The sequence below is a fragment of the Salmonella sp. SAL04162 genome (assembly GCF_046551535.1).
Classification (GTDB): domain Bacteria; phylum Pseudomonadota; class Gammaproteobacteria; order Enterobacterales; family Enterobacteriaceae; genus Salmonella; species Salmonella enterica.
On record NZ_JBGDVX010000003.1, the window covers coordinates 283,552 to 306,693 of the forward strand.

At 52.8% G+C, this 23,142-nt stretch carries 20 protein-coding genes; 13 read left to right on the forward strand and 7 right to left on the reverse strand.

The features are described 5' to 3' along the window. Positions 1 to 192 precede the first annotated feature (192 nt). On the forward strand, positions 193 to 1,341 hold the full coding sequence (mtlD, locus tag ACLJRH_RS08210) for a mannitol-1-phosphate 5-dehydrogenase (protein ID WP_000645385.1): 1,149 nt from the start codon (positions 193 to 195) through the stop codon (positions 1,339 to 1,341). Further along, complete coding sequence (gene mtlR / locus ACLJRH_RS08215; RefSeq protein WP_023137418.1) at positions 1,338 to 1,928, forward strand: mannitol operon repressor MtlR; 591 nt, start codon at positions 1,338 to 1,340, stop codon at positions 1,926 to 1,928. The genes mtlD and mtlR overlap by 4 nt, the downstream gene beginning before the upstream one ends. A gap of 9 nt (positions 1,929 to 1,937) precedes the next feature. On the opposite strand, the gene ACLJRH_RS08220 is transcribed toward mtlR, so the two are convergent. Continuing rightward, positions 1,938 to 2,147 (reverse strand): hypothetical protein, encoded by a 210-nt coding sequence (locus tag ACLJRH_RS08220; protein WP_001062558.1) that lies wholly within the window; start codon positions 2,145 to 2,147, stop codon positions 1,938 to 1,940. A 290-nt stretch (positions 2,148 to 2,437) separates the two neighbouring features. On the opposite strand from ACLJRH_RS08220, the gene ACLJRH_RS08225 reads away from it, so the two are divergent. From ACLJRH_RS08225 to trmL, 7 genes are all read left to right on the forward strand, one after another. Beyond that, positions 2,438 to 2,800, forward strand: a complete 363-nt coding sequence (locus tag ACLJRH_RS08225) for a YibL family ribosome-associated protein (protein ID WP_000665687.1) — start codon at positions 2,438 to 2,440, stop codon at positions 2,798 to 2,800. Positions 2,801 to 3,287: 487 nt separating this feature from the next. Next, a complete protein-coding gene (locus ACLJRH_RS08230; RefSeq protein WP_000549445.1) occupies positions 3,288 to 3,971 on the forward strand; it encodes a DUF3251 domain-containing protein in 684 nt (227 codons plus the stop codon). A gap of 43 nt (positions 3,972 to 4,014) precedes the next feature. After that, positions 4,015 to 8,358 carry a trimeric autotransporter adhesin SadA gene (gene sadA, locus ACLJRH_RS08235; protein ID WP_023137419.1) on the forward strand — a complete coding sequence of 1,448 codons (4,344 nt, stop codon included), beginning with the start codon at positions 4,015 to 4,017 and terminating at the stop codon, positions 8,356 to 8,358. 298 nt (positions 8,359 to 8,656) lie between these two features. Then, positions 8,657 to 10,312, forward strand: coding sequence for an L-lactate permease (lldP, locus tag ACLJRH_RS08240; RefSeq protein ID WP_001055308.1), 1,656 nt, complete (start codon positions 8,657 to 8,659; stop codon positions 10,310 to 10,312). Next, positions 10,309 to 11,085, forward strand: coding sequence for a transcriptional regulator LldR (gene lldR, locus ACLJRH_RS08245; RefSeq protein WP_023137420.1), 777 nt, complete (start codon positions 10,309 to 10,311; stop codon positions 11,083 to 11,085). The genes lldP and lldR overlap by 4 nt, the downstream gene beginning before the upstream one ends. Continuing rightward, positions 11,082 to 12,272: a quinone-dependent L-lactate dehydrogenase gene (lldD, locus tag ACLJRH_RS08250; RefSeq protein ID WP_000586988.1), complete on the forward strand. Its 1,191-nt coding sequence runs from the start codon at positions 11,082 to 11,084 to the stop codon at positions 12,270 to 12,272. The genes lldR and lldD overlap by 4 nt, the downstream gene beginning before the upstream one ends. 63 nt (positions 12,273 to 12,335) lie before the next feature. After that, entirely contained in the window at positions 12,336 to 12,809 is a 474-nt protein-coding gene (gene trmL / locus ACLJRH_RS08255) for a tRNA (uridine(34)/cytosine(34)/5-carboxymethylaminomethyluridine(34)-2'-O)-methyltransferase TrmL (RefSeq protein ID WP_000932335.1), read from the forward strand. A gap of 62 nt (positions 12,810 to 12,871) precedes the next feature. Here the strand turns inward: trmL and ACLJRH_RS08260 are convergent, their stop codons facing one another. Next, positions 12,872 to 13,876, reverse strand: coding sequence for a LacI family DNA-binding transcriptional regulator (locus ACLJRH_RS08260; protein WP_001537635.1), 1,005 nt, complete (start codon positions 13,874 to 13,876; stop codon positions 12,872 to 12,874). A gap of 317 nt (positions 13,877 to 14,193) precedes the next feature. Here ACLJRH_RS08260 and ACLJRH_RS08265 point away from each other — a divergent pair, with 317 nt between their 5' ends. Further along, positions 14,194 to 15,390: an L-talarate/galactarate dehydratase gene (locus ACLJRH_RS08265; protein ID WP_023137421.1), complete on the forward strand. Its 1,197-nt coding sequence runs from the start codon at positions 14,194 to 14,196 to the stop codon at positions 15,388 to 15,390. A gap of 73 nt (positions 15,391 to 15,463) precedes the next feature. After that, positions 15,464 to 16,774, forward strand: coding sequence for an MFS transporter (locus ACLJRH_RS08270; RefSeq protein ID WP_001092104.1), 1,311 nt, complete (start codon positions 15,464 to 15,466; stop codon positions 16,772 to 16,774). An 82-nt stretch (positions 16,775 to 16,856) separates the two neighbouring features. Here ACLJRH_RS08270 and cysE read toward each other — a convergent pair whose 3' ends face one another. The 5 genes from cysE to ACLJRH_RS08295 all read right to left on the reverse strand — a co-directional run bounded on the left by cysE (position 16,857) and on the right by ACLJRH_RS08295 (position 20,054). Continuing rightward, positions 16,857 to 17,678, reverse strand: a complete 822-nt coding sequence (cysE, locus tag ACLJRH_RS08275) for a serine O-acetyltransferase (RefSeq protein WP_001112114.1) — start codon at positions 17,676 to 17,678, stop codon at positions 16,857 to 16,859. Between the two features lie 77 nt (positions 17,679 to 17,755). Further along, complete coding sequence (gene gpsA / locus ACLJRH_RS08280; RefSeq protein ID WP_001076596.1) at positions 17,756 to 18,775, reverse strand: NAD(P)H-dependent glycerol-3-phosphate dehydrogenase; 1,020 nt, start codon at positions 18,773 to 18,775, stop codon at positions 17,756 to 17,758. Then, positions 18,775 to 19,242 carry a protein-export chaperone SecB gene (secB, locus tag ACLJRH_RS08285; protein ID WP_000003370.1) on the reverse strand — a complete coding sequence of 156 codons (468 nt, stop codon included), beginning with the start codon at positions 19,240 to 19,242 and terminating at the stop codon, positions 18,775 to 18,777. Before secB ends, gpsA begins: the two co-directional genes overlap by 1 nt. 43 nt (positions 19,243 to 19,285) lie before the next feature. Then, positions 19,286 to 19,537, reverse strand: a complete 252-nt coding sequence (gene grxC / locus ACLJRH_RS08290) for a glutaredoxin 3 (RefSeq protein WP_001273795.1) — start codon at positions 19,535 to 19,537, stop codon at positions 19,286 to 19,288. An 85-nt stretch (positions 19,538 to 19,622) separates the two neighbouring features. Next, complete coding sequence (locus tag ACLJRH_RS08295; protein WP_001156179.1) at positions 19,623 to 20,054, reverse strand: rhodanese-like domain-containing protein; 432 nt, start codon at positions 20,052 to 20,054, stop codon at positions 19,623 to 19,625. 247 nt (positions 20,055 to 20,301) lie between these two features. On the opposite strand from ACLJRH_RS08295, the gene gpmM reads away from it, so the two are divergent. Further along, the gene (gene gpmM, locus ACLJRH_RS08300) at positions 20,302 to 21,846 is read left to right on the forward strand and encodes a 2,3-bisphosphoglycerate-independent phosphoglycerate mutase (protein WP_023137422.1); all 1,545 of its coding nucleotides are present in this window, start codon (positions 20,302 to 20,304) and stop codon (positions 21,844 to 21,846) included. A 33-nt stretch (positions 21,847 to 21,879) separates the two neighbouring features. Further along, complete coding sequence (gene envC, locus ACLJRH_RS08305) at positions 21,880 to 23,139, forward strand: murein hydrolase activator EnvC (protein ID WP_058814511.1); 1,260 nt, start codon at positions 21,880 to 21,882, stop codon at positions 23,137 to 23,139. Positions 23,140 to 23,142: the final 3 nt, after the last annotated feature.

Consider the following 23,142-nt stretch of genomic DNA (forward strand, 5'->3'; position numbering starts at 1 on the left):
CTGCAGGAAGGCGGCAACGCAGTGAATCCCCAGGAGCGTACATAAGTACGTGACTGGGGTGAGCGAGGAGAGCCAACGCATCTGCAGTTCGAAATATGAAGGCGATATCCTCTCCCTTGTGGAGAGGGTTAGGTTGAGGGAAAAGCCTCACCCCAGCCCTCTCGGGTAAAAACATTAATGAAGGTTAATACTATGAAAGCATTACATTTTGGCGCAGGTAATATCGGTCGTGGCTTTATCGGCAAATTGCTGGCTGACGCGGGGATACAACTGACGTTTGCGGATGTAAACCAGGTCGTACTCGATGCCCTGAATGCCCGTCATAGCTATCAGGTTCATGTTGTGGGTGAAAATGAGCAGGTGGATACCGTTTCCGGCGTCAACGCTGTCAGCAGCATCGGCGATGATGTTGTCGACCTGATTGCCCACGTTGATTTAATCACTACTGCCGTGGGTCCGGTTGTGCTTGAGCGTATCGCTCCGGCCATCGCTAAAGGGCTGGTAAAACGTAAGGCGCAGGGCGTGGATGCCCCGCTGAATATCATCGCCTGTGAAAATATGGTGCGCGGCACCACACAGCTGAAAGGCCATGTAATGAACGCGCTGGCGGATGGCGATAAAGCCTGGGTTGAACAGCACGTCGGTTTTGTCGATTCCGCCGTTGACCGTATTGTGCCGCCATCTGCTTCCGCCACCCATGACCCGCTGGAAGTGACGGTAGAAACCTTCAGCGAGTGGATCGTCGATAAAACCCAGTTTAAAGGCGCGTTGCCGACCATTCCGGGGATGGAGTTAACGGATAACCTGATGGCATTTGTCGAACGTAAACTCTTCACGCTGAACACAGGTCATGCTATAACCGCGTACCTCGGCAAATTAGCCGGTCATCAAACCATTCGCGACGCCATTCTCGATGAGAGTATTCGCGCGGTGGTTAAAGGCGCGATGGAAGAAAGCGGCGCGGTGCTGATCAAACGCTACGGTTTTGACGCCGACAAACATGCGGCATACATTCAGAAAATCCTCGGTCGTTTTGAAAACCCGTATCTGAAAGATGATGTTGAGCGCGTTGGACGTCAGCCGCTACGCAAACTCAGCGCGGGCGACCGTCTGATCAAACCGCTGCTTGGCACCCTGGAATATGGTCTGCCGCATGTGAATCTGGTCAAAGGGATCGCGGCGGCGATGCATTTCCGTAGTGAAGAAGATCCGCAGGCACAGGAACTGGCCGCGCTGATTGACGAAAAAGGTCCACAGGCCGCTCTGGCGCAAATTTCCGGGCTGGATGCCAATAGCGATGTGGTGGCGGAGGCGGTTAACGCTTATAACGCGACCAAATGACGCAGAACCCGGCGCAGGTTAGCCTGCGCCCAAATAACAGATTGTCAGATATGCAGGCAATAATGGAACAAACCCAGGCCTTTGAAAATCGTGTGCTTGAGCGTCTGAATGCTGGCAAAACCGTACGGAGCTTCCTGATTACTGCCGTCGAGTTATTGACCGAGGCGGTGAATATTCTGGTGCTCCAGGTGTTTCGCAAAGACGACTATGCGGTGAAATACGCTGTGGAACCGTTGCTGGACGGCGACGGACCGCTGGGCGATCTTTCGGTACGTCTGAAACTTATCTATGGCCTGGGCGTACTCAGCCGCACCGAATATGAAGATGCGGAGCTGTTAATGGCGCTGCGCGAAGAGCTGAATCACGACGGCAGTGAGTACGCCTTTACCGACGATGAAATCCTCGGGCCGTTTGGCGAACTACACTGCGTCATGGCGCTGCCGCCGCCGCCGCATTTTGATACGTCCGACGCGGCGCTCTACGCCATGCAAATTCAGCGCTACCAGCAGGCGGTGCGTTCGACGATGGTTCTCTCCCTGACCGAGCTGATTTCTAAAATCAGCTTAAAAAAGGCCTTTCAAAAGTAAATCCCGCCGTTAACCTCTTTCTTCTTCTTTTGGTCGGTACAGCCGCCGGTAATATTCCAGACGCTGCAAATAAATGGGCGCGCTCTCCGACGGCACCTCGGAAGGAACATAATCACGCGGCGGCGTTTTATTCAGGTATTCACGGAACGCCTGGCTGGACGCCATAAAATCGACGGCTTTATCAATAAGAAGTGGTACGTTCTCACCTATTTTTGCCATGATAGATCCTCCATGTGTGACCCGCGTCTGACTCCCGCGGTCGCTTATTTGAGTTTAGGATCAATTTAGCGTTGTCATTGAGGAAAATGTGCTTAATCGCTTTTCTTGCCGGCAAAAAAGGCGCTTCATCTTTTCTTTCGAAAAAAAGATTTTATTCTCAAAGAGATAACTAAATAATTAGCGGTGTAATACTTGCCATAATTGATTATCTTTACGTCATGAGTTGTGAAGAATCACTCACTGCGCGCATACTATAGGGTATCTATCCCATTTCTATCAGAAGCAATCCCATGAAAGAAGTTGAAAAAAACGAAATTAAACGCCTGAGCGATCGTCTTGACGCTATTCGCCACCAGCAGGCAGGTCTCTCTCTGGTTGAATCCGCCGATAAATACGCGGAGCTGGAAAAAGAAAAAGAGACGCTGGAAGCAGAAATTATCCGTCTGCGCGAAGTACACAGCCAGAAACTGAGTAAAGAAGCGCAGAAGCTGATGAACCTGCCGTTTCGCCGCGCGATCACTAAAAAAGAGCAGGCCGATATGGGCAAACTCAAAAAAAGCGTACGCGGCCTGATCGTGGTGCACCCGATGACGGCGCTGGGCCGGGAAATGGGGCTCAAAGAGATGACAGGGTTCGCGAAGAGCGAGTTCTAAACCTTCCGCATCCCAGGCTCTCAGGACACCCGTGTACGGAGGATGTCTTGAGAGCATCGGGCTATATTCCGAATTTTTATCCAGACGTATTTACACCGCTTATATACAAGTTCATTTTTAACGGTAATCCCCGCTTTTTCGGGATGAAAAATTCCACTATCATGCCTATTTGTATTTATGCAATGAATTTTTTCATCCCCTTTTCTCATATCCCGCAGAATATGATTGACCCGCAAAATTAAATAACATTATCATCCATGAAAAAAAATGCTCATACATAAATATTATAATTATATTTTTATAAAGTATTGCTATGAATAATTGATAAACAACGTCGGGTATTTGCACATTCCTATAGAAACAATGAATGTTTTAATTATAACCATATATTAATGGCTATTGGCAATGCTCGCAAAATGATGAGTTAGCTGTATAAATAACAGGTTAACTATTTATATTATATAAATTATTAACAAGGATATTTTATATGCACAAAAATGGAAAATTTATCCCCTTGCTTGCGTTGGGATTCACATTCTTTTTATCTGGTTGTGATTACTTTGCAGATAAACACCTTGTTGAAGAACTGAAAAAACAACAAAAAGAACAAGAAACAAAGATAAATCTGTTAGAAAAACAACAAAAAGAACAAGAAGCAAAGATAAATTTGCTAGAAAAACAACAAGCTACAGTTATCAACACGACTCAAAAGGTCGCCGAAGTCGTTGGTCGCATTGAACGCAAACAACGGCTATTCGACTACACAGAACTGGATCCATCACAAACGCGCTATTTTATTATTAACAACGGCAATATCGGATTAGCCGGGCGTATTCTATCTATTGAGCCAATAGATGATGGAAGTGTTATTCATCTTGATTTAGTTAACTTACTCAGCATTCCCGTATCAAACCTTGCGTTTAATATGACATGGGGTACGAAAAAACCTTCCGAGGCAAAAGATCTGCCTCGCTGGAAACAACTCCTGCTTAACACGAAAATGGATTCGACAATCGAACTTTTACCGGGAACATGGACAAACGTCACGCTAACATTAAAAGGCGTATCGCCCAATAATCTTAAGTATCTAAAAATAGGTATTAACATGGAGAATGTCATATTCGACAGCATACAACCTATTAATGATACGAAAAAGAAGCCAAAAAAATAATAGCCATTGATACAACTATTTTAGAAAAGGAAAGCACTTATCCATGAACAGAATATTTAAAGTCCTCTGGAATGCCGCTACGGGAACATTTGTTGTCACCAGCGAAACCGCAAAAAGCCGCGGCAAAAAAAGCGGCCGCAGAAAGCTGGCGGTTTCCGCACTCATCGGTCTTAGCAGTATTATGATCTCAGCGGATGCGCTGGCCAAAGCAGGGAACGATACTGGCGCCGGCGTTACTCCAACGGGTACCCAGACTGGGGGAACAGGGTGGATTGCAATTGGTACCGATGCCACAGCCAATACTTACACCAACGTTGATGGCGCAAGCGCCGCAATGGGTTATAAAGCCTCCGCGATGGGGAAATGGAGTACCGCCATTGGTTCATACAGCCAGTCCACCGGCAACTCTTCGCTAGCGCTTGGCGTAAAATCCGTTTCAGCCGGTGACCGGGCTATTGCGATGGGGGCCTCATCCTCAGCTGGCGGGAGTTATTCGATGGCAATGGGCGTGTATGCCGATTCGAGCGGCGCAAACTCGGTTGCATTAGGTTATAAATCTGTCGCAAGCGGAGCAACTTCCGCTGCATTAGGTTATCAAGCCACTGCGAGCGGCGACGACAGCGCTGCATTTGGTAATGGCGCACAAGCGATAGGCACCAACTCAGTTGCCCTTGGCGCGGGCTCTACCGCTCTGGAAGACAATTCGGTCGCCGTGGGTAACAGCACCACTCAGCGACAGATCACCTACGTTGCTAAAGGCGACATCAATGCCAACAGTACCGATGCCGTTACAGGTGCGCAAATTTATTCTTTAAGTCAATCCGTCGCCGATCGACTAGGCGGAGGGGCTTCCGTTAATTCTGATGGTACAGTGAATGCGCCCCTCTACAAGGTGGGCACAGGCATCTACAATAACGTAGGCAGTGCGTTAAGCGCACTTAACACTTCTATCACGAATACAGAGGCCTCTGTCGCAGGATTAGCCGAAGACGCGCTGTTGTGGGATGGCAACACAAGCGCATTCAGCGCTAACCACAGCGGAAGCGACAGCAAGATTACCAATCTGGCGGCAGGTACCCTGGCCGCAGACAGCACTGATGCGGTTAACGGCTCCCAGTTGTTTGATACAAATGAGAAAGTGGATCAGAACACCGCTGATATCACTACCAATACCGACAGCATTAACCAGAACACAACCGATATCGCCGCCAATACGGCCAGCATTAATCAGAACACCACTGATATCGCCACCAACACCACCAGTATCAACAGTCTGAGCAACTCCGTTACCACGCTCACCGACGATGCCCTGTTGTGGGATGGCAGCGCAAGCGCATTCAGCGCCAACCACAGTGGAAGCGACAGCAAAATCACCAATCTGGCGGCAGGCACCCTGGCCGCAGACAGCACCGATGCCGTTAACGGCTCCCAGCTGTTTGCCACCAATGAAAATGTGTCTCAGAACACCACGGATATCGCTGCCAATACTGACAGCATTAACCAGAACACCACTGATATTGCCACCAACACCACCAATATCAACAGCCTGAGCAACTCCGTTACCACGCTCACCGACGATGCCCTGTTGTGGGATGGCAGCGCAAGCGCATTCAGCGCTAAGCACAACGGAAGCGACAGCAAGATCACCAATCTGGCGGCAGGCACCCTGGCCGCAGACAGCACCGACGCCGTTAACGGCTCCCAGCTGTTTGCCACCAACGAAAATGTGTCTCAGAACACCACGGATATCACTGCCAATACCGACAGCATTAACCAGAACACCACTGATATCGCCACCAACACCACCAGTATCAACAACCTGAGCAACTCAGTTACCACGCTCACTGACGATGCCCTGTTGTGGGATGCAGCCTCTGGCGCATTCAACGCTAACCGCAACGGAAACGCCAGCAAAATCATTAATGTCGCCGCCGGGGACCTTTCTGAAGACAGTACAGACGCGGTGAACGGCTCCCAGTTGTATGAAACCAACCAGAAGGTGGATCAAAACACCTCTGCTATCGCAGATATTAATACGTCCATCACTAACCTTAGCTCTGACAACCTGAGCTGGAATGAGACAACGAGTTCGTTCTCTGCCAGCCACGGAAGTAGTACAACAAACAAAATCACCAACGTTGCCGCCGGGGAGCTGTCTGAAGGAAGTACCGACGCCGTTAACGGATCGCAGCTGTTCGAAACCAATGAAAAAGTGGATCAGAACACGACCGATATCGCCGCCAATACCACCAACATCACTCAGAACAGCACCGCGATTGAGAACCTGAATACTTCTGTCTCCGACATTAATACGTCCATTACCGGCCTCACTGATAACGCTCTGTTATGGGACGAAGACATCGGCGCTTTCAGCGCAAACCACGGTGGAAGCATCAGTAAAATAACCAATGTCGCCGCCGGGGCGCTTTCTGAGGACAGTACAGACGCAGTAAACGGCTCACAGTTGTATGAAACCAACCAGAAGGTAGATCAAAACACCTCTGCTATCGCAGATATCAATACGTCCATCACCAATCTTGGTACCGATGCACTGAGCTGGGATGACGAAGAGGGTGCGTTCAGCGCCAGCCACGGTACCAGCGGTACCAATAAGATAACCAATGTGGCAGCAGGTGAAATCGCCAGTGACAGTACTGACGCCGTTAATGGCTCTCAGCTCTATGAAACTAACATGCTGATTTCTCAGTATAATGAATCTATTAGCCAACTAGCCGGCGATACCAGCGAAACCTATATCACGGAAAATGGTACCGGCGTGAAATACATCCGTACGAATGATAACGGGCTTGAAGGCCAGGATGCATACGCAACGGGTAACGGCGCAACGGCAGTGGGTTACAACGCCGTCGCATCCGGTGCTTCGAGTCTGGCGCTTGGAGAGAACAGCAGCAGCAGCATTGATGGCAGCATCGCTTTGGGCAGTGGCTCCACCTCTAACCGCGCTATTTCATCAGGTATACGAGCAACGAGCGTAACAAGCGATGGCGTCGTCATTGGCTACAATACAACAGACAGAGAGTTGCTGGGCGCGTTGTCATTGGGGACGGATGGAGTAAGCTATCGTCAAATTACCAACGTTGCGGACGGCTCTGAAGCGCAAGATGCGGTAACAGTTCGTCAGTTACAAAATGCCATTGGTGCGGTCGCCACTACACCGACCAAGTACTACCACGCAAACTCAACGGAAGAAGATTCACTGGCTGTCGGGACTGACTCACTGGCAATGGGTGCGAAAACCATCGTCAATGCTGATGCAGGTATTGGTATTGGTCTGAATACACTGGTGATGGCTGATGCCATCAACGGTATTGCTATCGGTTCTAACGCACGCGCCAACCATGCAAATAGTATTGCAATGGGTAATGGTTCTCAGACCACTCGCGGCGCACAGACTGACTACACCGCCTACAACATGGACGCACCGCAGAACTCTGTCGGTGAGTTCTCTGTCGGCAGTGAAGACGGTCAACGTCAGATCACTAACGTCGCGGCGGGTTCGGCAGATACCGATGCCGTTAACGTTAGTCAATTGAAAGTCACCGACAGCCGTGTTGCCGCAAATACCGAAAGCATTAATAACCTGAACACGCAGGTGAGTAGTCTTGATACTCGCGTCACCAATATTGAAAACGGCATTGGCGATATCGTCACTACCGGTAGCACCAAGTACTTCAAGACCAACACTGATGGCGTAGATGCAAATGCCCAGGGTGCGGACAGCGTCGCGATTGGATCTGGCTCTATTGCTGCCGCTGAAAACAGCGTAGCGTTAGGCACAAATTCAGTCGCAGATGAAGCTAATACTGTGTCTGTCGGCTCTTCTACCCAACAACGCCGTATTACCAACGTTGCCGCAGGGGTGAACAACACTGACGCGGTTAATGTGGCGCAACTGAAAGCTTCAGAAGCAGGCTCCGTTCGTTATGAAACCAATGCAGATGGCTCGGTTAACTATAGCGTGCTCAACCTGGGAGACGGGAGTGGCGGTACCACTCGGATCGGCAATGTTTCAGCGGCGGTGAACGATACGGATGCGGTTAACTATGCGCAATTGAAACGCAGCGTCGAAGAAGCAAACACCTATACCGACCAGAAAATGGGTGAAATGAACAGCAAAATCAAAGGCGTAGAAAACAAGATGAGCGGCGGTATCGCCTCAGCGATGGCCATGGCCGGTCTGCCACAAGCCTACGCTCCAGGTGCCAACATGACCTCGATTGCTGGCGGTACATTTAATGGTGAAAGTGCCGTCGCTATTGGTGTCTCCATGGTAAGTGAAAGCGGGGGCTGGGTGTATAAATTGCAAGGAACCAGTAACAGCCAGGGCGATTACTCTGCAGCTATTGGCGCTGGCTTCCAGTGGTAATGGAGTAACAATACTCCCGACATCAAAGGCAATGGCATAATGCCATTGCCTTTTCACTTCCCTTTGTTGTCCTCACCCCTTAATTGGCCCTACCAATTCCCGCTAAATCCGGCCACATGTTCACATTTCATTAAATTACCCCTACAATGCCGTTGCCAGTAAATAACATATGGTTAACTATTTGTTGTCATTATCCATACACAACAATATTGGCAGGACCACTTTTACACATAATGTGACCCCAACGAGATGAGCAAAGATTCATCCCATTATGCGTGTGGTTCTCAGGAGACCTGCAATGAACCTCTGGCAACAAAACTATGACCCGGCGGGTAATATCTGGCTTTCCAGCCTGATCGCATCGCTCCCAATCCTGTTCTTCTTTTTCGCCCTGATTAAACTCAAGCTGAAAGGCTACGTTGCCGCTTCGTGGACGGTGGTTATCGCGCTCGCCGTCGCGCTGCTGTTCTATAAAATGCCGGTCGATCACGCGCTGGCATCAGTCGTGTATGGCTTCTTCTATGGGCTATGGCCGATTGCCTGGATAATCATCGCCGCGGTCTTCGTCTATAAAATTTCGGTAAAGACCGGGCAGTTTGACATTATCCGCTCGTCAATTCTGTCGATTACCCCCGATCAACGTCTGCAAATGCTGATTGTCGGCTTCTGCTTCGGCGCGTTCCTTGAAGGCGCGGCGGGTTTCGGCGCGCCGGTGGCGATAACCGCCGCGCTGCTGGTGGGTCTGGGCTTTAATCCGCTGTATGCGGCAGGGCTGTGTCTGATTGTAAATACCGCGCCGGTCGCCTTTGGCGCGATGGGTATTCCGATTCTGGTTGCCGGACAGGTCACGGGCCTGGACAGCTTTGAAATCGGTCAGATGGTAGGCCGCCAGTTGCCATTCCTGACCATTATCGTGCTGTTCTGGATTATGGCGATTATGGACGGCTGGCGCGGCGTGAAAGAAACCTGGCCTGCGGTAATGGTCTCTGGCGGTTCATTTGCTATCGCCCAGTATCTCAGCTCCAACTTTATCGGGCCGGAACTGCCGGACATTATCTCTTCTCTGGTGTCTCTGGTGTGTCTGACGCTGTTCCTCAAACGTTGGCAGCCGGTACGCATCTTCCGCTTCGGCGATATGGGCGCGTCGCAGGTCGATCAGACGCTGGCCCGTACCCGTTATACGACAGGACAAATTGTTCGCGCCTGGTCGCCGTTCCTGTTCCTGACCGCCACGGTCACTCTCTGGAGCATACCGCCGTTCAAAGCGCTGTTTGCCCCCGGCGGCGCGCTGTATGACTGGGTAATTAACGTTCCGGTACCGTATCTCGATAAACTGGTCGCCCGTATGCCGCCAGTCGTACACGAAGCGACCGCTTACGCGGCGGTGTATAAATTTGACTGGTTCTCCGCCACCGGCACAGCGATCCTGTTTGCCGCGCTGTTGTCTATCGTCTGGCTGAAAATGAAACCCTCAGCCGCAATCCAGACCTTCGGCAGCACGCTGAAAGAGCTGGCGTTGCCGATTTACTCCATCGGCATGGTGCTGGCGTTCGCGTTTATCTCGAACTATTCCGGGCTTTCCTCCACGCTGGCGTTAGCGCTGGCGCACACCGGCAGCGCCTTCACGTTCTTCTCGCCGTTCCTCGGCTGGCTGGGGGTATTCCTGACCGGCTCGGATACCTCATCTAACGCGCTGTTTGCCTCTCTACAGGCTACCGCGGCGCAGCAAATCGGCGTTTCGGATGTGCTGATGGTGGCGGCAAATACCACCGGCGGCGTGACCGGCAAGATGATCTCGCCGCAATCTATCGCCATCGCCTGCGCGGCGGTGGGGCTGGTAGGGAAAGAGTCCGATCTGTTCCGTTTTACCGTCAAACACAGCCTGATCTTCACCTGTATGGTGGGCGTGATCACTACGCTTCAGGCCTATGTTTTAACCTGGATGATTCCGTGATTGTGATGCCAAAACGCCTGTCCGACGAGATTGCCTCTCGCGTGCGGGCGCTGATTGAAGAACAAAACCTGGAAGCGGGCATGAAATTGCCCGCCGAGCGCCAGTTGGCTCTACAGCTTGGCGTATCACGCAACTCTTTACGCGAAGCGCTGGCGAAGCTGGTCAGTGAAGGCGTGCTGGTGAGTCGTCGCGGCGGCGGGACATTTGTCCGCTGGCAACACGAAACCTGGTCTGAACAGAATATCGTTCAGCCGCTGAAAACCCTGCTGGCGGACGATCCTGATTACAGCTTCGACATTCTGGAAGCCCGCCACGCCATTGAAGCCAGTACGGCCTGGCACGCCGCCATGCGGGCCACCAGCGCCGACAAAGAGAAGATCAGACTCTGCTTTGATGCGACGCTCAGCGAAGACCCGGATCTCGCCTCCCAGGCCGACGTGCGCTTTCATCTGGCGATCGCGGAAGCCTCGCACAATGTGGTGCTGTTGCAAACCATGCGCGGTTTCTTCGACGTCCTGCAATCCTCCGTCAAACAGAGTCGCCAGCGTATGTATCTCGTTCCGCCCGTATTCTCAAAGCTGACGGAACAACACCAGGCGGTGATGGACGCCATTCTGGATGGTAACGCCGAGGGCGCGCGTAAAGCGATGATGGCGCACCTCAGTTTTGTCCACACTACGATTAAACGATTTGATGAAGACCAGGCCCGCCAGGCGCGTATTACCCGCCTGCCCGGCGACCATAATGAGATGACCAGGGAGAATAAATCATGATTATTTCAGCAGCCAGCGATTATCGCGCCGCAGCTCAGCGCACGTTGCCTCCTTTCCTCTTCCACTACATCGACGGCGGCGCGTATGCGGAATATACCCTGCGCCGAAATGTGGAAGACCTGTCGCAAGTCGCTCTGCGCCAGCGCGTGCTGAAAAATATGTCCGATTTAAGCCTGGAAACGACCCTGTTTAACGAAACGTTGTCGATGCCGGTGGCATTAGCGCCGGTAGGCCTGTGCGGCATGTACGCCCGTCGCGGCGAAGTACAGGCCGCCGCCGCCGCAGACGCAAAGGGCATTCCGTTCACCCTTTCCACCGTCTCCGTCTGTCCGATTGAAGAAGTTGCACCAACCATTAAGCGCCCGATGTGGTTCCAGCTTTATGTACTGCGTGACCGGGGCTTTATGCGTAATGCACTGGAACGAGCAAAAGCGGCGGGCTGCTCCACGCTGGTCTTTACCGTGGATATGCCGACGCCGGGCGCGCGCTACCGTGACGCCCACTCCGGGATGAGCGGCCCAAACGCGGCCATGCGCCGTTACTGGCAGGCGGTGATGCACCCTAAATGGGCGTGGGATGTCGGCCTGAACGGTCGCCCGCATGATTTAGGCAATATTTCCGCCTATCTGGGTAAACCGACCGGCCTTGAGGACTATATCGGCTGGCTGGCAAATAACTTCGATCCGTCCATCTCCTGGAAAGATCTGGAGTGGATACGCGAATTCTGGGACGGCCCAATGGTGATCAAAGGGATCCTCGATCCAGAAGATGCCCGCGATGCGGTACGTTTCGGCGCTGACGGTATTGTGGTGTCGAATCACGGCGGCCGCCAGCTCGATGGCGTGCTCTCTTCCGCCCGCGCCCTGCCCGCCATTGCCGATGCGGTGAAAGGCGATATCGCCATTCTGGCGGATAGCGGGATTCGTAACGGGCTGGATGTCGTGCGTATGATTGCGTTGGGGGCCGATACCGTACTGCTGGGTCGGGCCTATCTCTACGCGCTGGCGACGGCAGGAAAAGCGGGTGTCGCCAACCTGCTGGACCTGATCGAGAAAGAGATGAAAGTCGCCATGACCCTGACCGGCGCGAAATCCATTAGCGAAATCAGTGGCGATTCACTGGTGCAGGAACTGGGGAAAAGTTTGCCCGCCGCGCTGGCGCCAATGAGCAAAGGCGATGCCGCCTGAACGCCTGCGCGTGAGAGCCCGGTAAATTTCTGCTATTCTGCCCCCCGCATTTAAGGGGGCATCATGCTTAACATCGTACTCTTCGAACCAGAAATCCCGCCGAATACCGGCAACATCATTCGTCTTTGCGCCAATACCGGCTTTCGTCTGCACATCATCGAACCGATGGGGTTTACCTGGGATGATAAGCGCTTACGCCGCGCAGGGCTGGACTATCACGAATTCGCCGCGGTTCAGCGCCATCACGATTATGCCGCCTTTGTCGCCGCTGAAAATCCGCAGCGCCTGTTTGCGTTGACGACAAAGGGGACGCCCGCCCATAGCGCCGTAAGCTATCAGGATGGCGATTATTTGATGTTTGGCCCGGAAACGCGCGGCCTGCCCGCCAGCATTCTCGATGCGTTGCCTAAAGAGCAGAAGATTCGCATTCCGATGATGCCGGATAGCCGTAGCATGAACCTGTCGAATGCGGTGTCGGTGGTGGTGTATGAAGCGTGGCGCCAGTTAGGATATCCCGGCGCGGTATTGCGCAGTTGATTTGTACCGGATGGCGGCTGACGCCTTATCCGGCCTGGCCGATCCCGATGGCATGTTCCCGTTTATGCGGACTCTCGCTCAATCAAATGAAAGCCAATATCCACAATAGCTTCTGCGCACGGTTTCTGTTCAATACGATCGGCCAACAGCGTAGCGGCGCGCTGGCCAATGGCGCGTCTGTCAACGCTTACGGTAGTAATTGACGGTCGATTGCTGGCGGCAAAATCAAGGTCGCCAAAACCAATAACCGCTAAATCATGCGGGATGCGCAAACCACGGCTTTCCGCCTCCATCATCGCCCCCTGTGCCAGGGTATCAGAACTGCAAACAATGACATCAAACGTCCCTTCGTCAAAAAGCTGGCTTAAACCGCTGCGCCCCAGCGAAAGCGATGCCGGAAGGGGGACATCCACCTGCGGTACGGCATGAATAGCGTGGCGTTGAAGAACACTACATAACCCCTGCTTGCGTTGCGCGGCTCGGCGATCGGCGGTCCACAACAAGCCGGGACGACGATAGCCCTTACTCAGAAGATACTCCCCCGTCGCCTGCCCGACTTTTTCATGGGAAAAACCGACCAGCATATCAAGCGGCGTGGGCGTTAAGTCCCAAATTTCCACCACCGGAATAGCCGCGTTCAGGATGACCTTTTTCAGTTCTATCGTGTGATGGATCCCGGTAAGCACCACGCCATCGGGGCGGCGGGAAAGCAGTGTCGCCACCAATTCCGCTTCCGTTTGTTCGGTATATCCCGCCACGCACAGCAATATGTGATATCCGCGTCGGGCCAGTTCATCGCTCAGCGACTGGATGGTATCGACAAACATGTTGTTGTTAATTTGCGGCACGACGACAGCGATTAATTTACTCCGTCGCGACGCCAGACCACCGGCTAACGCGTTGGGTATGTAGCCTGTGACGCGAACCGCCTGCATGACTTTCTCAACCGTTTTGGGGCGAACCAGTTGTGGCGAATTCAATGCCCGGCTGACTGTCATCGGAGACAGCCCGGCGCTACGTGCTACATCTTCCAGCGTCGGCGCACGAGGTGATTTGGTTCTCTTCACGTCTGATGCCCCTGCAAAGATTGGCTGATTTATCCGCGCATTATTCATCATGCCTGCGGCTATTGCCAGCTTCGCATCAGGAAAGGCCGTAAATACAGTAGCTTATCAAGCTCAGTCATTACAAAATGATAGCGCCATCATTTTGTATTATGCATTTCCCCAGATATTTTTGGATCGTGATCCATTTTGCAATAAATCCTGCTTTTTATACGACATATGTGATCAAATGTTCAAATCAACATCAACTTTCTGGATCCTGCGTTCGCTTAATAATAAAAATGTTAGCGCAATCATTTTGTGATTATCAGGAGAAAAAAATGGCTTTAAGCGCGAATTCCGACGCCGTAACGTATGCAAAAGCGGCGAATACCAGAACCGCGGCAGAAACCGGCGATCGTATCGAATGGGTGAAGCTATCACTGGCTTTTCTACCGCTGGCGACGCCAGTGAGTGACGCGAAGGTACTGACCGGTCGCCAGAAACCTTTGACCGAAGTGGCAATCATCATTGCCGAAATCCGCAGTCGCGACGGCTTTGAGGGCGTTGGTTTTAGCTACTCCAAACGTGCTGGCGGCCAGGGTATTTATGCTCACGCCAAAGAGATAGCCGACAATCTACTGGGCGAAGATCCCAATGATATCGACAAAATATACACCAAGCTGCTGTGGGCCGGAGCCTCAGTGGGGCGTAGCGGGATGGCGGTACAGGCTATCTCCCCTATCGATATCGCCTTATGGGATATGAAGGCTAAACGTGCCGGTCTGCCACTGGCAAAACTGTTGGGCGCGCACCGCGACTCCGTTCAGTGTTACAACACCTCAGGGGGGTTCTTGCATACACCGCTCGATCAAGTGCTGAAAAATGTGGTGATTTCCCGCGAAAATGGCATTGGCGGTATTAAGTTGAAAGTCGGACAACCCAACTGCGCTGAGGATATTCGCCGCTTAACCGCAGTACGTGAAGCGCTTGGGGATGAGTTCCCGTTAATGGTTGACGCTAACCAGCAGTGGGATCGCGAAACGGCTATCCGCATGGGGCGTAAAATGGAACTGTTCAATCTTATCTGGATTGAAGAACCATTAGATGCTTACGACATCGAAGGCCACGCCCAGCTTGCTGCCGCGCTGGATACGCCTATCGCCACCGGGGAAATGCTGACCAGTTTCCGGGAACACGAGCAGTTGATTCTGGGCAATGCCAGCGATTTCGTTCAGCCAGATGCGCCGCGTGTCGGCGGTATCTCTCCGTTCCTGAAGATTATGGATCTGGCGGCGAAACACGGGCGTAAGCTGGCGCCGCACTTTGCGATGGAAGTACACCTGCACCTTTCCGCAGCGTATCCCCTGGAGCCGTGGCTGGAACATTTCGAGTGGCTGAACCCATTATTCAACGAGCAACTTGAGCTGCGCGATGGCCGCATGTGGATTTCCGATCGTCATGGTCTGGGTTTCACGCTCAGTGAACAAGCGCGCCGCTGGACACAATTAACCTGTGAATTTGGCAAACGCCCTTAACCCGACTGGCGGGAATCCGTCCCGCCTCTCTTACCTTACAGGATGCATTCTGCCCTTATCTGAGGAGTAGATAATGAACACAATAATAAAGCGCACAAAAGTGCGTCATACCATTCTTATATTTTTATTTCTTGCTACCGTATTTAATTATGCGGATCGCGCAACTCTATCCGTAGTTGCCCCAATAATGAGTAAAGAATTAGGTTTTGATCCGGAAGCGATGGGCCTGGCCTTCTCCTCATTTGGTATCGCCTATGTCATTATGCAACTACCCGGTGGTTGGCTATTAGACCGCTACGGTTCACGACTGGTTTACGGTTGCGCATTGATTGGCTGGTCGTTAGTAACCATGTTTCAGGGAACGATCTATCTGTATGGCAGCCCATTAATTGTACTGGTTATTCTACGTCTGCTGATGGGCGCGATTGAAGCGCCTGCCTTTCCGGCGAACAGTCGTTTAAGCGTACAATGGTTTCCCAATAATGAACGAGGTTTCGTTACTTCAGTTTATCAGGCTGCGCAATATATCTCGCTGGGCATTATCACCCCGCTAATGACGATCATTCTGCATAATTTAAGCTGGCATTTTGTCTTCTATTATATTGGCGCTATTGGCGTGATGCTCGGTATATTCTGGTTAATGAAAGTCAAAGATCCGATGCACCATCCAAAAGTTAATCAAGCGGAAATTGACTATATTCGTAGCGGTGGTGGCGAGCCCTCTCTGGGCTGTAAAAAGGAGCCGCAGAAAATAACTTTCGCGCAGATTAAAACCGTCTGTGTTAACCGGATGATGATCGGTGTTTACATCGGGCAATTCTGCGTCACCTCTATCACCTGGTTCTTCCTGACCTGGTTCCCGACCTACCTGTACCAGGCGAAAGGCATGTCGATTCTGAAAGTCGGTTTTGTGGCCAGTATTCCAGCCATTGCCGGTTTTATTGGCGGCCTGCTCGGCGGCGTGTTCTCCGACTGGCTGCTCAAACGCGGCTATAGCCTTACCGTCGCGCGGAAACTGCCTGTTATCTGCGGTATGTTGCTCTCTTGCGTAATAGTGATCGCCAACTACACCTCTTCAGAATTTGTGGTCATTGCGGCGATGAGTCTGGCCTTTTTTGCCAAAGGGTTTGGTAACCTGGGCTGGTGCGTACTCAGCGACACCTCGCCGAAGGAAGTTCTGGGTATTGCCGGCGGCGTATTTAACATGTGCGGCAATATGGCAAGCATCGTTACGCCGCTGGTCATCGGCGTGATTCTTGCCAATACTCAGTCGTTCGACTTTGCCATTTTATACGTTGGCTCGATGGGACTTATTGGTCTCATTTCATATCTGTTTATCGTCGGCCCGCTGGATCGCATCACGCTGACATCATCCGCAGCCTGATTGTCCACATTGCGAATTCTTCGCTCCGCTGTTCCGGGATTGCACTCCATCGGAACAGCGTTTTTTAGTTGTACCGCGCAATTCAGATGCCGTCGCCATACTCAAACGTATGATGTAGCCCGTTGAAATGCTGGTCCATATCCATCGACGGCTTATCGCTGCCCGGCTTGCCGACAATACGCGCCGGAACGCCTGCGGCGGTAGTGTGCGGCGGGACAGGCTGTAAAACAACGGAACCTGCGCCAATTTTCGCGCCGCGCCCCACCTCGATATTGCCAAGAATTTTCGCGCCCGCGCCAATCATCACGCCTTCGCGGATTTTAGGATGGCGATCGCCGCTCGTTTTCCCGGTACCGCCCAGGGTGACGGATTGCAGAATCGACACATCATCTTCAATAACCGCCGTCTCCCCCACCACAATACCGGTGGCATGGTCGAGCATAATCCCGCGGCCAATTTTCGCTGCCGGGTGAATATCCACCTGAAACGAGACCGAAACCTGATTTTGCAGGAAGATAGCCAGCGCGCGGCGACCTTTATTCCACAACCAGTGGCCAATACGGTAGGCCTGTAGCGCATGAAAGCCTTTCAGATATAACAGCGGCGTGGAGTATTTATCCACCGCCGGATCGCGAGTGCGCACGGCCTGAATATCGCAGGCTGCCGACGCGATCATTTCCGGGTCGGCGGCATAGGCTTCTTCAACTACTTCACGGATAGCGATAGCGGGCATGATGGGCGACGCCAGTTTATTTGCCAGCATATAGCTCAGCGCACTGCCCAGATTTTCATGCTTGAGTAGAGTGGCGTGATAAAAACTGGCCAACATAGGCTCACAGTCAGCTAAAGCGCGGGCTTCAGCTTTAATATTCTTCCAGACGATTTCCAGTTCTTCACACGGCATGGCTTACTCCAGACGGGCAGAAAACGACCAACCCGTTCTGTGCGGGTTGGGTCGTTTATGCAAACAGTTCCTTACGGCTAGTGGCGACTCAGCTCTTCCTTGCGGGCGCGACCTAATAACGTTAATGCTGCCTCGCGCGCGTTTTTTCCGCAATACAATACTTGATAAATTTCCTCGGTTATTGGCATTTCAACACCAAAACGGTGCGCCAATTCACGAACTTCTTTCGTATTGCGATAGCCTTCGACCACCTGGCCAATCTTATCCTGCGCGCCTTTAACGTCCATGCCCTGGCCAAGCATCATGCCAAAACGACGGTTGCGCGACTGGTTGTCGGTACAGGTCAGCACCAGATCGCCTAAGCCCGCCATCCCCATAAAGGTGGCGGGATCGGCGCCAAGCGCTGCGCCAAGCCGCGACATTTCGGTCAGTCCACGCGTGATTAGCGCCGTGCGGGCGTTCGCGCCGAAGCCGATGCCGTCAGACATCCCCGCGCCAATCGCAATCACATTTTTCACCGCGCCGCCAAGCTGCACGCCGATAAAATCCGCATTGATATAGACGCGAAAACTTTTTCCGCAGTGCAACAGTTGCTGGAGATCGTCGGCAAAGGTCTCATCGGTTGAGGCCAGCGAGATTGCCGTCGGCAAACCCGCCGCCAGCTCTTTAGCGAACGTCGGACCGGAAATCACCGCCAGCGGGATTTGATCGCCTAACGCCTCGCGAGCGACATCCTGCAACAGGCGCCCCGTTTCCGCTTCCAGGCCTTTGGTCGCCCATACCAGACGCGCATCCGGACGCATCAGCGGTTTAATCTGCCGCAGCACGTCGCTGAAAACATGGCTTGGCACCACCACCAGAATGTTACGACTGGCCGCCAGCGCGGTTGCTAAGTCGCTTTCCAGGTGTAACGTATCGGGAAAAGGCACATCGGGAAGGAACGCGACGTTGCAGCGATCGTGCTCCAGGGTCGCGATATGTTTTGGGTCGTGGCCCCACAGGACAACCTGGTGGCCGTTTCTCGCCAGAGTGATGGCAAGAGCGGTGCCGTACGAGCCGGCACCGATGACTGTCATTGACGCATTACTTTGGTTCATCAGGCATCCTGATGTTCTTCAGTACCTTCGCCAGCCTGCTGCTGCAAATAGTTCATGAACAGCGCATCAAAGTTGACCGGCGCAAGGTTCAGTTGCGGGAACGTACCGCGTGAAACCAGGCTGGTGATGCACTCGCGAGCATACGGGAACAGAATGTTCGGGCAGTATGCGCCCAGGCAATGCGCCATCTGAGTACCTTCAATACCGCTGATAGAGAAAATACCGGCCTGCTGAACTTCGCACAGGAACGCGGTTTCTTCCCCCAGGGAAGCCGTTACGGTAACACGCAGCACAACTTCATAAACGTCATCCGCCAGTTGGGAAGATGCCGTATCAAGATCCAGTTTAACCTCTGGCTGCCAATCTTTCTGGAAAACATGCGGTGCGTTTGGCGCTTCGAAAGAAACATCCTTGGTATAGATACGTTGGATCTGGAAAGCCATTTCAGTGTTATTTTGTTCTGACATGTGTAAAACCCTTTAGTGTTGTCCTTAAATACTTGAGTACGCCTTAACGCAACAGCGGATCCAGTCCACCACGCGCATCCAGCGCATACAAGTCGTCACAACCGCCAATGTGCTGTGCATCAATAAAAATTTGCGGAACCGTCGTTCGGCCACTACGTTTGATCATCTCTTCACGCTTCACGGCGTCGCCGTCAATCGCAATTTCCTGGAAACTCACGCCCTTGCTGTTTAACAGCGCCTTTGCACGATGGCAAAACGGACAGGTTGCTTTGGTGTAGATTTCAATATTGGCCATGACTTCGCTCCTGTTTTTTACCCGATGGATTTCATGTCGACGCAAGGGCAAGTCATTCCCCTTGCGTCATGAAAACGACGGGTAATCACTTACCGCGCACCAGAGGCAGATTCTCGCCGCTCCAGCCTGCTACGCCTTCTTTCAACACAAAGACCTTTTCAAAGCCGGCTTTTGTCAGCGCGTTAGCGGATTCCTGGCACTGCATACCAGAACCGTCGACCACGATAATCGGCTTGTCTTTGTGCTTTTCCAGTTCGCCAACATTGTTGGCTTTGATTTCGCTCGGCAGCAAATTGGTCGCGCCAGCGATATGGCCTTTACGGAAATCGTCACGTTGACGTAAATCCACAACAACGGCGTCCTCTTTGTTGATAAGGCGCGTGGCTTCGCCGCGTGTAATCACCTTAACTTTTGAAGTCAGACCTTTGAACGTGGTAAATAAAACCGCCACCAGTAACGCAATCCAGGCGATACTCAGTATGGGATGACGGCCAACAAATTGCATAATTTCTTGCATGGGGGGTAACAACTCCCGACGTAGTGATTAAAAAACCAGGAAAGGAGTATACCTGCGCAGTGGCGCAAATACAGCCAGAGCGTGCACTGGAATGCATTTTTGCGGGGCGCTACGAAAAAAAATCACGCTATTACTTGCCTTCTCACGCCAGCGCGATCCCTTTCTTTGATCTTCTGAGGCTATTTTATCGATTCAGCTGTAGTAAAATTACGCAATTATTTTGTCTATTGAGTATGAGGTTGTCGCAATGTCGGTTTCTAAAAAACCTATGGTACTGGTGATTCTGGATGGCTACGGCTACCGTGAAGAACAGCAGGATAACGCTATCTTAAACGCCAAAACCCCGGTGATGGATGCTCTGTGGGCAAAACGTCCGCATACCCTGATCGACGCATCCGGTCTGGAAGTGGGTCTGCCTGACCGCCAGATGGGCAACTCCGAAGTGGGCCACGTTAACCTGGGCGCAGGCCGCATCGTTTATCAGGACCTGACGCGTCTGGACGTTGAAATTAAAGAACGTACTTTCTTTGCTAACCCAGTCCTGACCAATGCGGTAGACCAGGCGAAAAACGCCGGTAAAGCGGTTCATATTATGGGTCTGCTGTCCGCGGGCGGCGTCCACAGCCACGAAGATCACATTATGGCGATGGTGGAACTGGCCGCAGAGCGCGGCGCAGAAAAAATCTATCTGCACGCCTTCCTCGACGGTCGCGATACGCCGCCGCGCAGCGCTGAAGCCTCGCTGAAAAAATTCGAAGACAAATTCGCCGCGCTGGGCAAAGGCCGCGTGGCGTCTATCGTCGGTCGTTACTACGCTATGGACCGCGACAACCGTTGGGATCGCGTGGAAAAAGCGTATGATCTGATGACCCTGGCGCAGGGCGAATTCCAGGCGGATACCGCTGTGGCTGGCCTGCAGGCCGCTTACGCTCGTGATGAAAACGATGAGTTTGTCAAAGCGACCGTTATCCGCGCCGAGGGCCAGGCTGATGCGGCGATGGAAGACGGCGATACGCTGATTTTCATGAACTTCCGCGCTGACCGCGCGCGCGAAATTACCCGCGCTTTCGTTAACGCTGATTTCGACGGCTTTGCGCGTAAGAAAGTGGTTAATCTGAACTTTGTGATGCTGACCGAATACGCCGCCGACATCAAAACTGCCGTTGCCTACCCACCAGCGTCGCTGGCGAATACCTTTGGCGAATGGATGGCGAAAAACGACAAAACTCAGCTGCGTATTTCCGAAACGGAAAAATATGCGCACGTAACCTTTTTCTTTAACGGCGGCGTAGAAGAACCGTTTGCTGGCGAAGAGCGCATTCTGATCAACTCCCCGAAAGTGGCCACTTATGACCTGCAACCGGAAATGAGCTCTGCAGAATTGACTGAAAAATTGGTCGCGGCGATCGAAAGCGGTAAGTACGACACCATCATTTGTAACTATCCAAACGGCGATATGGTCGGTCATACCGGCGTGTTGGAAGCCGCCATCAAAGCGGTGGAAGCGTTGGATAACTGCATTGACCAGGTAACAAAAGCGGTTGAGTCCGTTGGTGGACAACTGTTGATTACCGCGGACCACGGCAACGCGGAGCAGATGCGCGATCCGGCGACCGGTCAGGCGCATACCGCCCACACCAACCTGCCGGTGCCGCTGATTTATGTCGGCGAGAAAAACGTGAAGGCGGTTGAAGGCGGCAAACTTTCAGACATTGCGCCTACCATGCTGTCGCTGATGGGGATGGAAATCCCGCAAGAGATGACTGGTAAGCCGCTGTTCATCGTGGAATAATCCCTCCCCATGAGGGGAAAGGCGATTAACACCATTCAACAGGCCGTGAAACCAAGAACGTTTTCAGTCAGGCCTTTGTTCTACGCCAGCGTACTTAGCGCTGGCGTATTGTTGTGCGCCTTTTCCGCCCACGCGGATGACCGTGATCAACTCAAATCTATTCAGGCCGATATCGCCGCGAAAGAACGCGACGTACGCCAGCAGCAGCAACAGCGCGCCAGCCTCCTGGCACAACTGAAAGCCCAGGAAGAGGCCATCTCGGCCGCAGCGCGTAAGCTGCGCGAAACGCAAAGCACTCTGGATCAGTTAAACGCGCAAATTGATGAGATGAACGCCTCAATTGCCAAACTGGAGCAGCAAAAAGCCAGCCAGGAGCGTAATCTCGCCGCGCAGTTGGACGCCGCTTTCCGCCAGGGCGAACACACCGGCATTCAGCTTATTCTTAGCGGAGAAGAAAGCCAGCGTGGGCAACGCCTGCAGGCCTACTTCGGCTATCTGAACCAGGCGCGCCAGGAGACTATCGCCGAACTGAAACAGACTCGCGAACAGGTCGCCACGCAAAAAGCCGAGCTGGAAGAGAAGCAAAGCCAACAACAAACGTTGCTGTATGAACAGCGCGCCCAGCAGGCGAAGCTGGAGCAGGCGCGTAATGAACGTAAGAAAACGCTTGCCGGACTGGAGTCGTCTATTCAGCAAGGCCAGCAACAGTTAAGCGAACTACGCGCCAACGAATCACGCCTACGCAACAGTATCGCACGGGCAGAAGCGGCGGCCAAAGCGCGAGCGGAGCGTGAAGCCCGCGAAGCGCAGGCGGTACGCGATAAGCAGCAGGAAGCCTCGCGTAAAGGCAGCACCTATAAGCCGACGGAAAGCGAGCGTTCGCTAATGTCCCGCACCGGCGGTCTGGGCGCGCCTCGCGGTCAGGCATACTGGCCGGTACGCGGCCCGATATTGCATCGCTATGGCGAACGGCTGCAAGGTGAGCTACGTTGGAAGGGGATGGTGATCGGCGCGTCGGAAGGCACCGAGGTCAAAGCCATCGCCGACGGCAGGGTGATTCTGGCGGACTGGCTGCAAGGCTATGGCCTGGTGGTGGTCGTGGAGCATGGTAAAGGCGATATGAGCCTTTACGGCTATAACCAGAGCGCGCTGGTCAGCGTAGGCGCGCAGGTGCGCGCCGGACAACCTATCGCCCTTGTGGGCAGTAGCGGCGGTCAGGGCAGACCCTCGCTTTATTTCGAAATTCGTCGCCAGGGTCAGGCCGTCAATCCACAGCCGTGGTTGGGAAGATAAGTT

Coding starts and splice junctions, on each gene's coding strand:
- ACLJRH_RS08230 (WP_000549445.1), top strand. CDS start 3,288: ATGCACAAAAATGGAAAATTTATCCCCTTGCTTGCGTTGGGATTCACA.
- mtlR (WP_023137418.1), top strand. CDS start 1,338: ATGACGCAGAACCCGGCGCAGGTTAGCCTGCGCCCAAATAACAGATTG.
- lldD (WP_000586988.1), top strand. CDS start 11,082: ATGATTATTTCAGCAGCCAGCGATTATCGCGCCGCAGCTCAGCGCACG.
- ACLJRH_RS08225 (WP_000665687.1), top strand. CDS start 2,438: ATGAAAGAAGTTGAAAAAAACGAAATTAAACGCCTGAGCGATCGTCTT.
- ACLJRH_RS08265 (WP_023137421.1), top strand. CDS start 14,194: ATGGCTTTAAGCGCGAATTCCGACGCCGTAACGTATGCAAAAGCGGCG.
- lldP (WP_001055308.1), top strand. CDS start 8,657: ATGAACCTCTGGCAACAAAACTATGACCCGGCGGGTAATATCTGGCTT.
- gpmM (WP_023137422.1), top strand. CDS start 20,302: ATGTCGGTTTCTAAAAAACCTATGGTACTGGTGATTCTGGATGGCTAC.
- secB (WP_000003370.1), bottom strand. CDS start 19,242: ATGTCAGAACAAAATAACACTGAAATGGCTTTCCAGATCCAACGTATC.
- ACLJRH_RS08220 (WP_001062558.1), bottom strand. CDS start 2,147: ATGGCAAAAATAGGTGAGAACGTACCACTTCTTATTGATAAAGCCGTC.
- grxC (WP_001273795.1), bottom strand. CDS start 19,537: ATGGCCAATATTGAAATCTACACCAAAGCAACCTGTCCGTTTTGCCAT.
- ACLJRH_RS08270 (WP_001092104.1), top strand. CDS start 15,464: ATGAACACAATAATAAAGCGCACAAAAGTGCGTCATACCATTCTTATA.
- gpsA (WP_001076596.1), bottom strand. CDS start 18,775: ATGAACCAAAGTAATGCGTCAATGACAGTCATCGGTGCCGGCTCGTAC.
- ACLJRH_RS08295 (WP_001156179.1), bottom strand. CDS start 20,054: ATGCAAGAAATTATGCAATTTGTTGGCCGTCATCCCATACTGAGTATC.
- trmL (WP_000932335.1), top strand. CDS start 12,336: ATGCTTAACATCGTACTCTTCGAACCAGAAATCCCGCCGAATACCGGC.
- mtlD (WP_000645385.1), top strand. CDS start 193: ATGAAAGCATTACATTTTGGCGCAGGTAATATCGGTCGTGGCTTTATC.
- cysE (WP_001112114.1), bottom strand. CDS start 17,678: ATGCCGTGTGAAGAACTGGAAATCGTCTGGAAGAATATTAAAGCTGAA.
- sadA (WP_023137419.1), top strand. CDS start 4,015: ATGAACAGAATATTTAAAGTCCTCTGGAATGCCGCTACGGGAACATTT.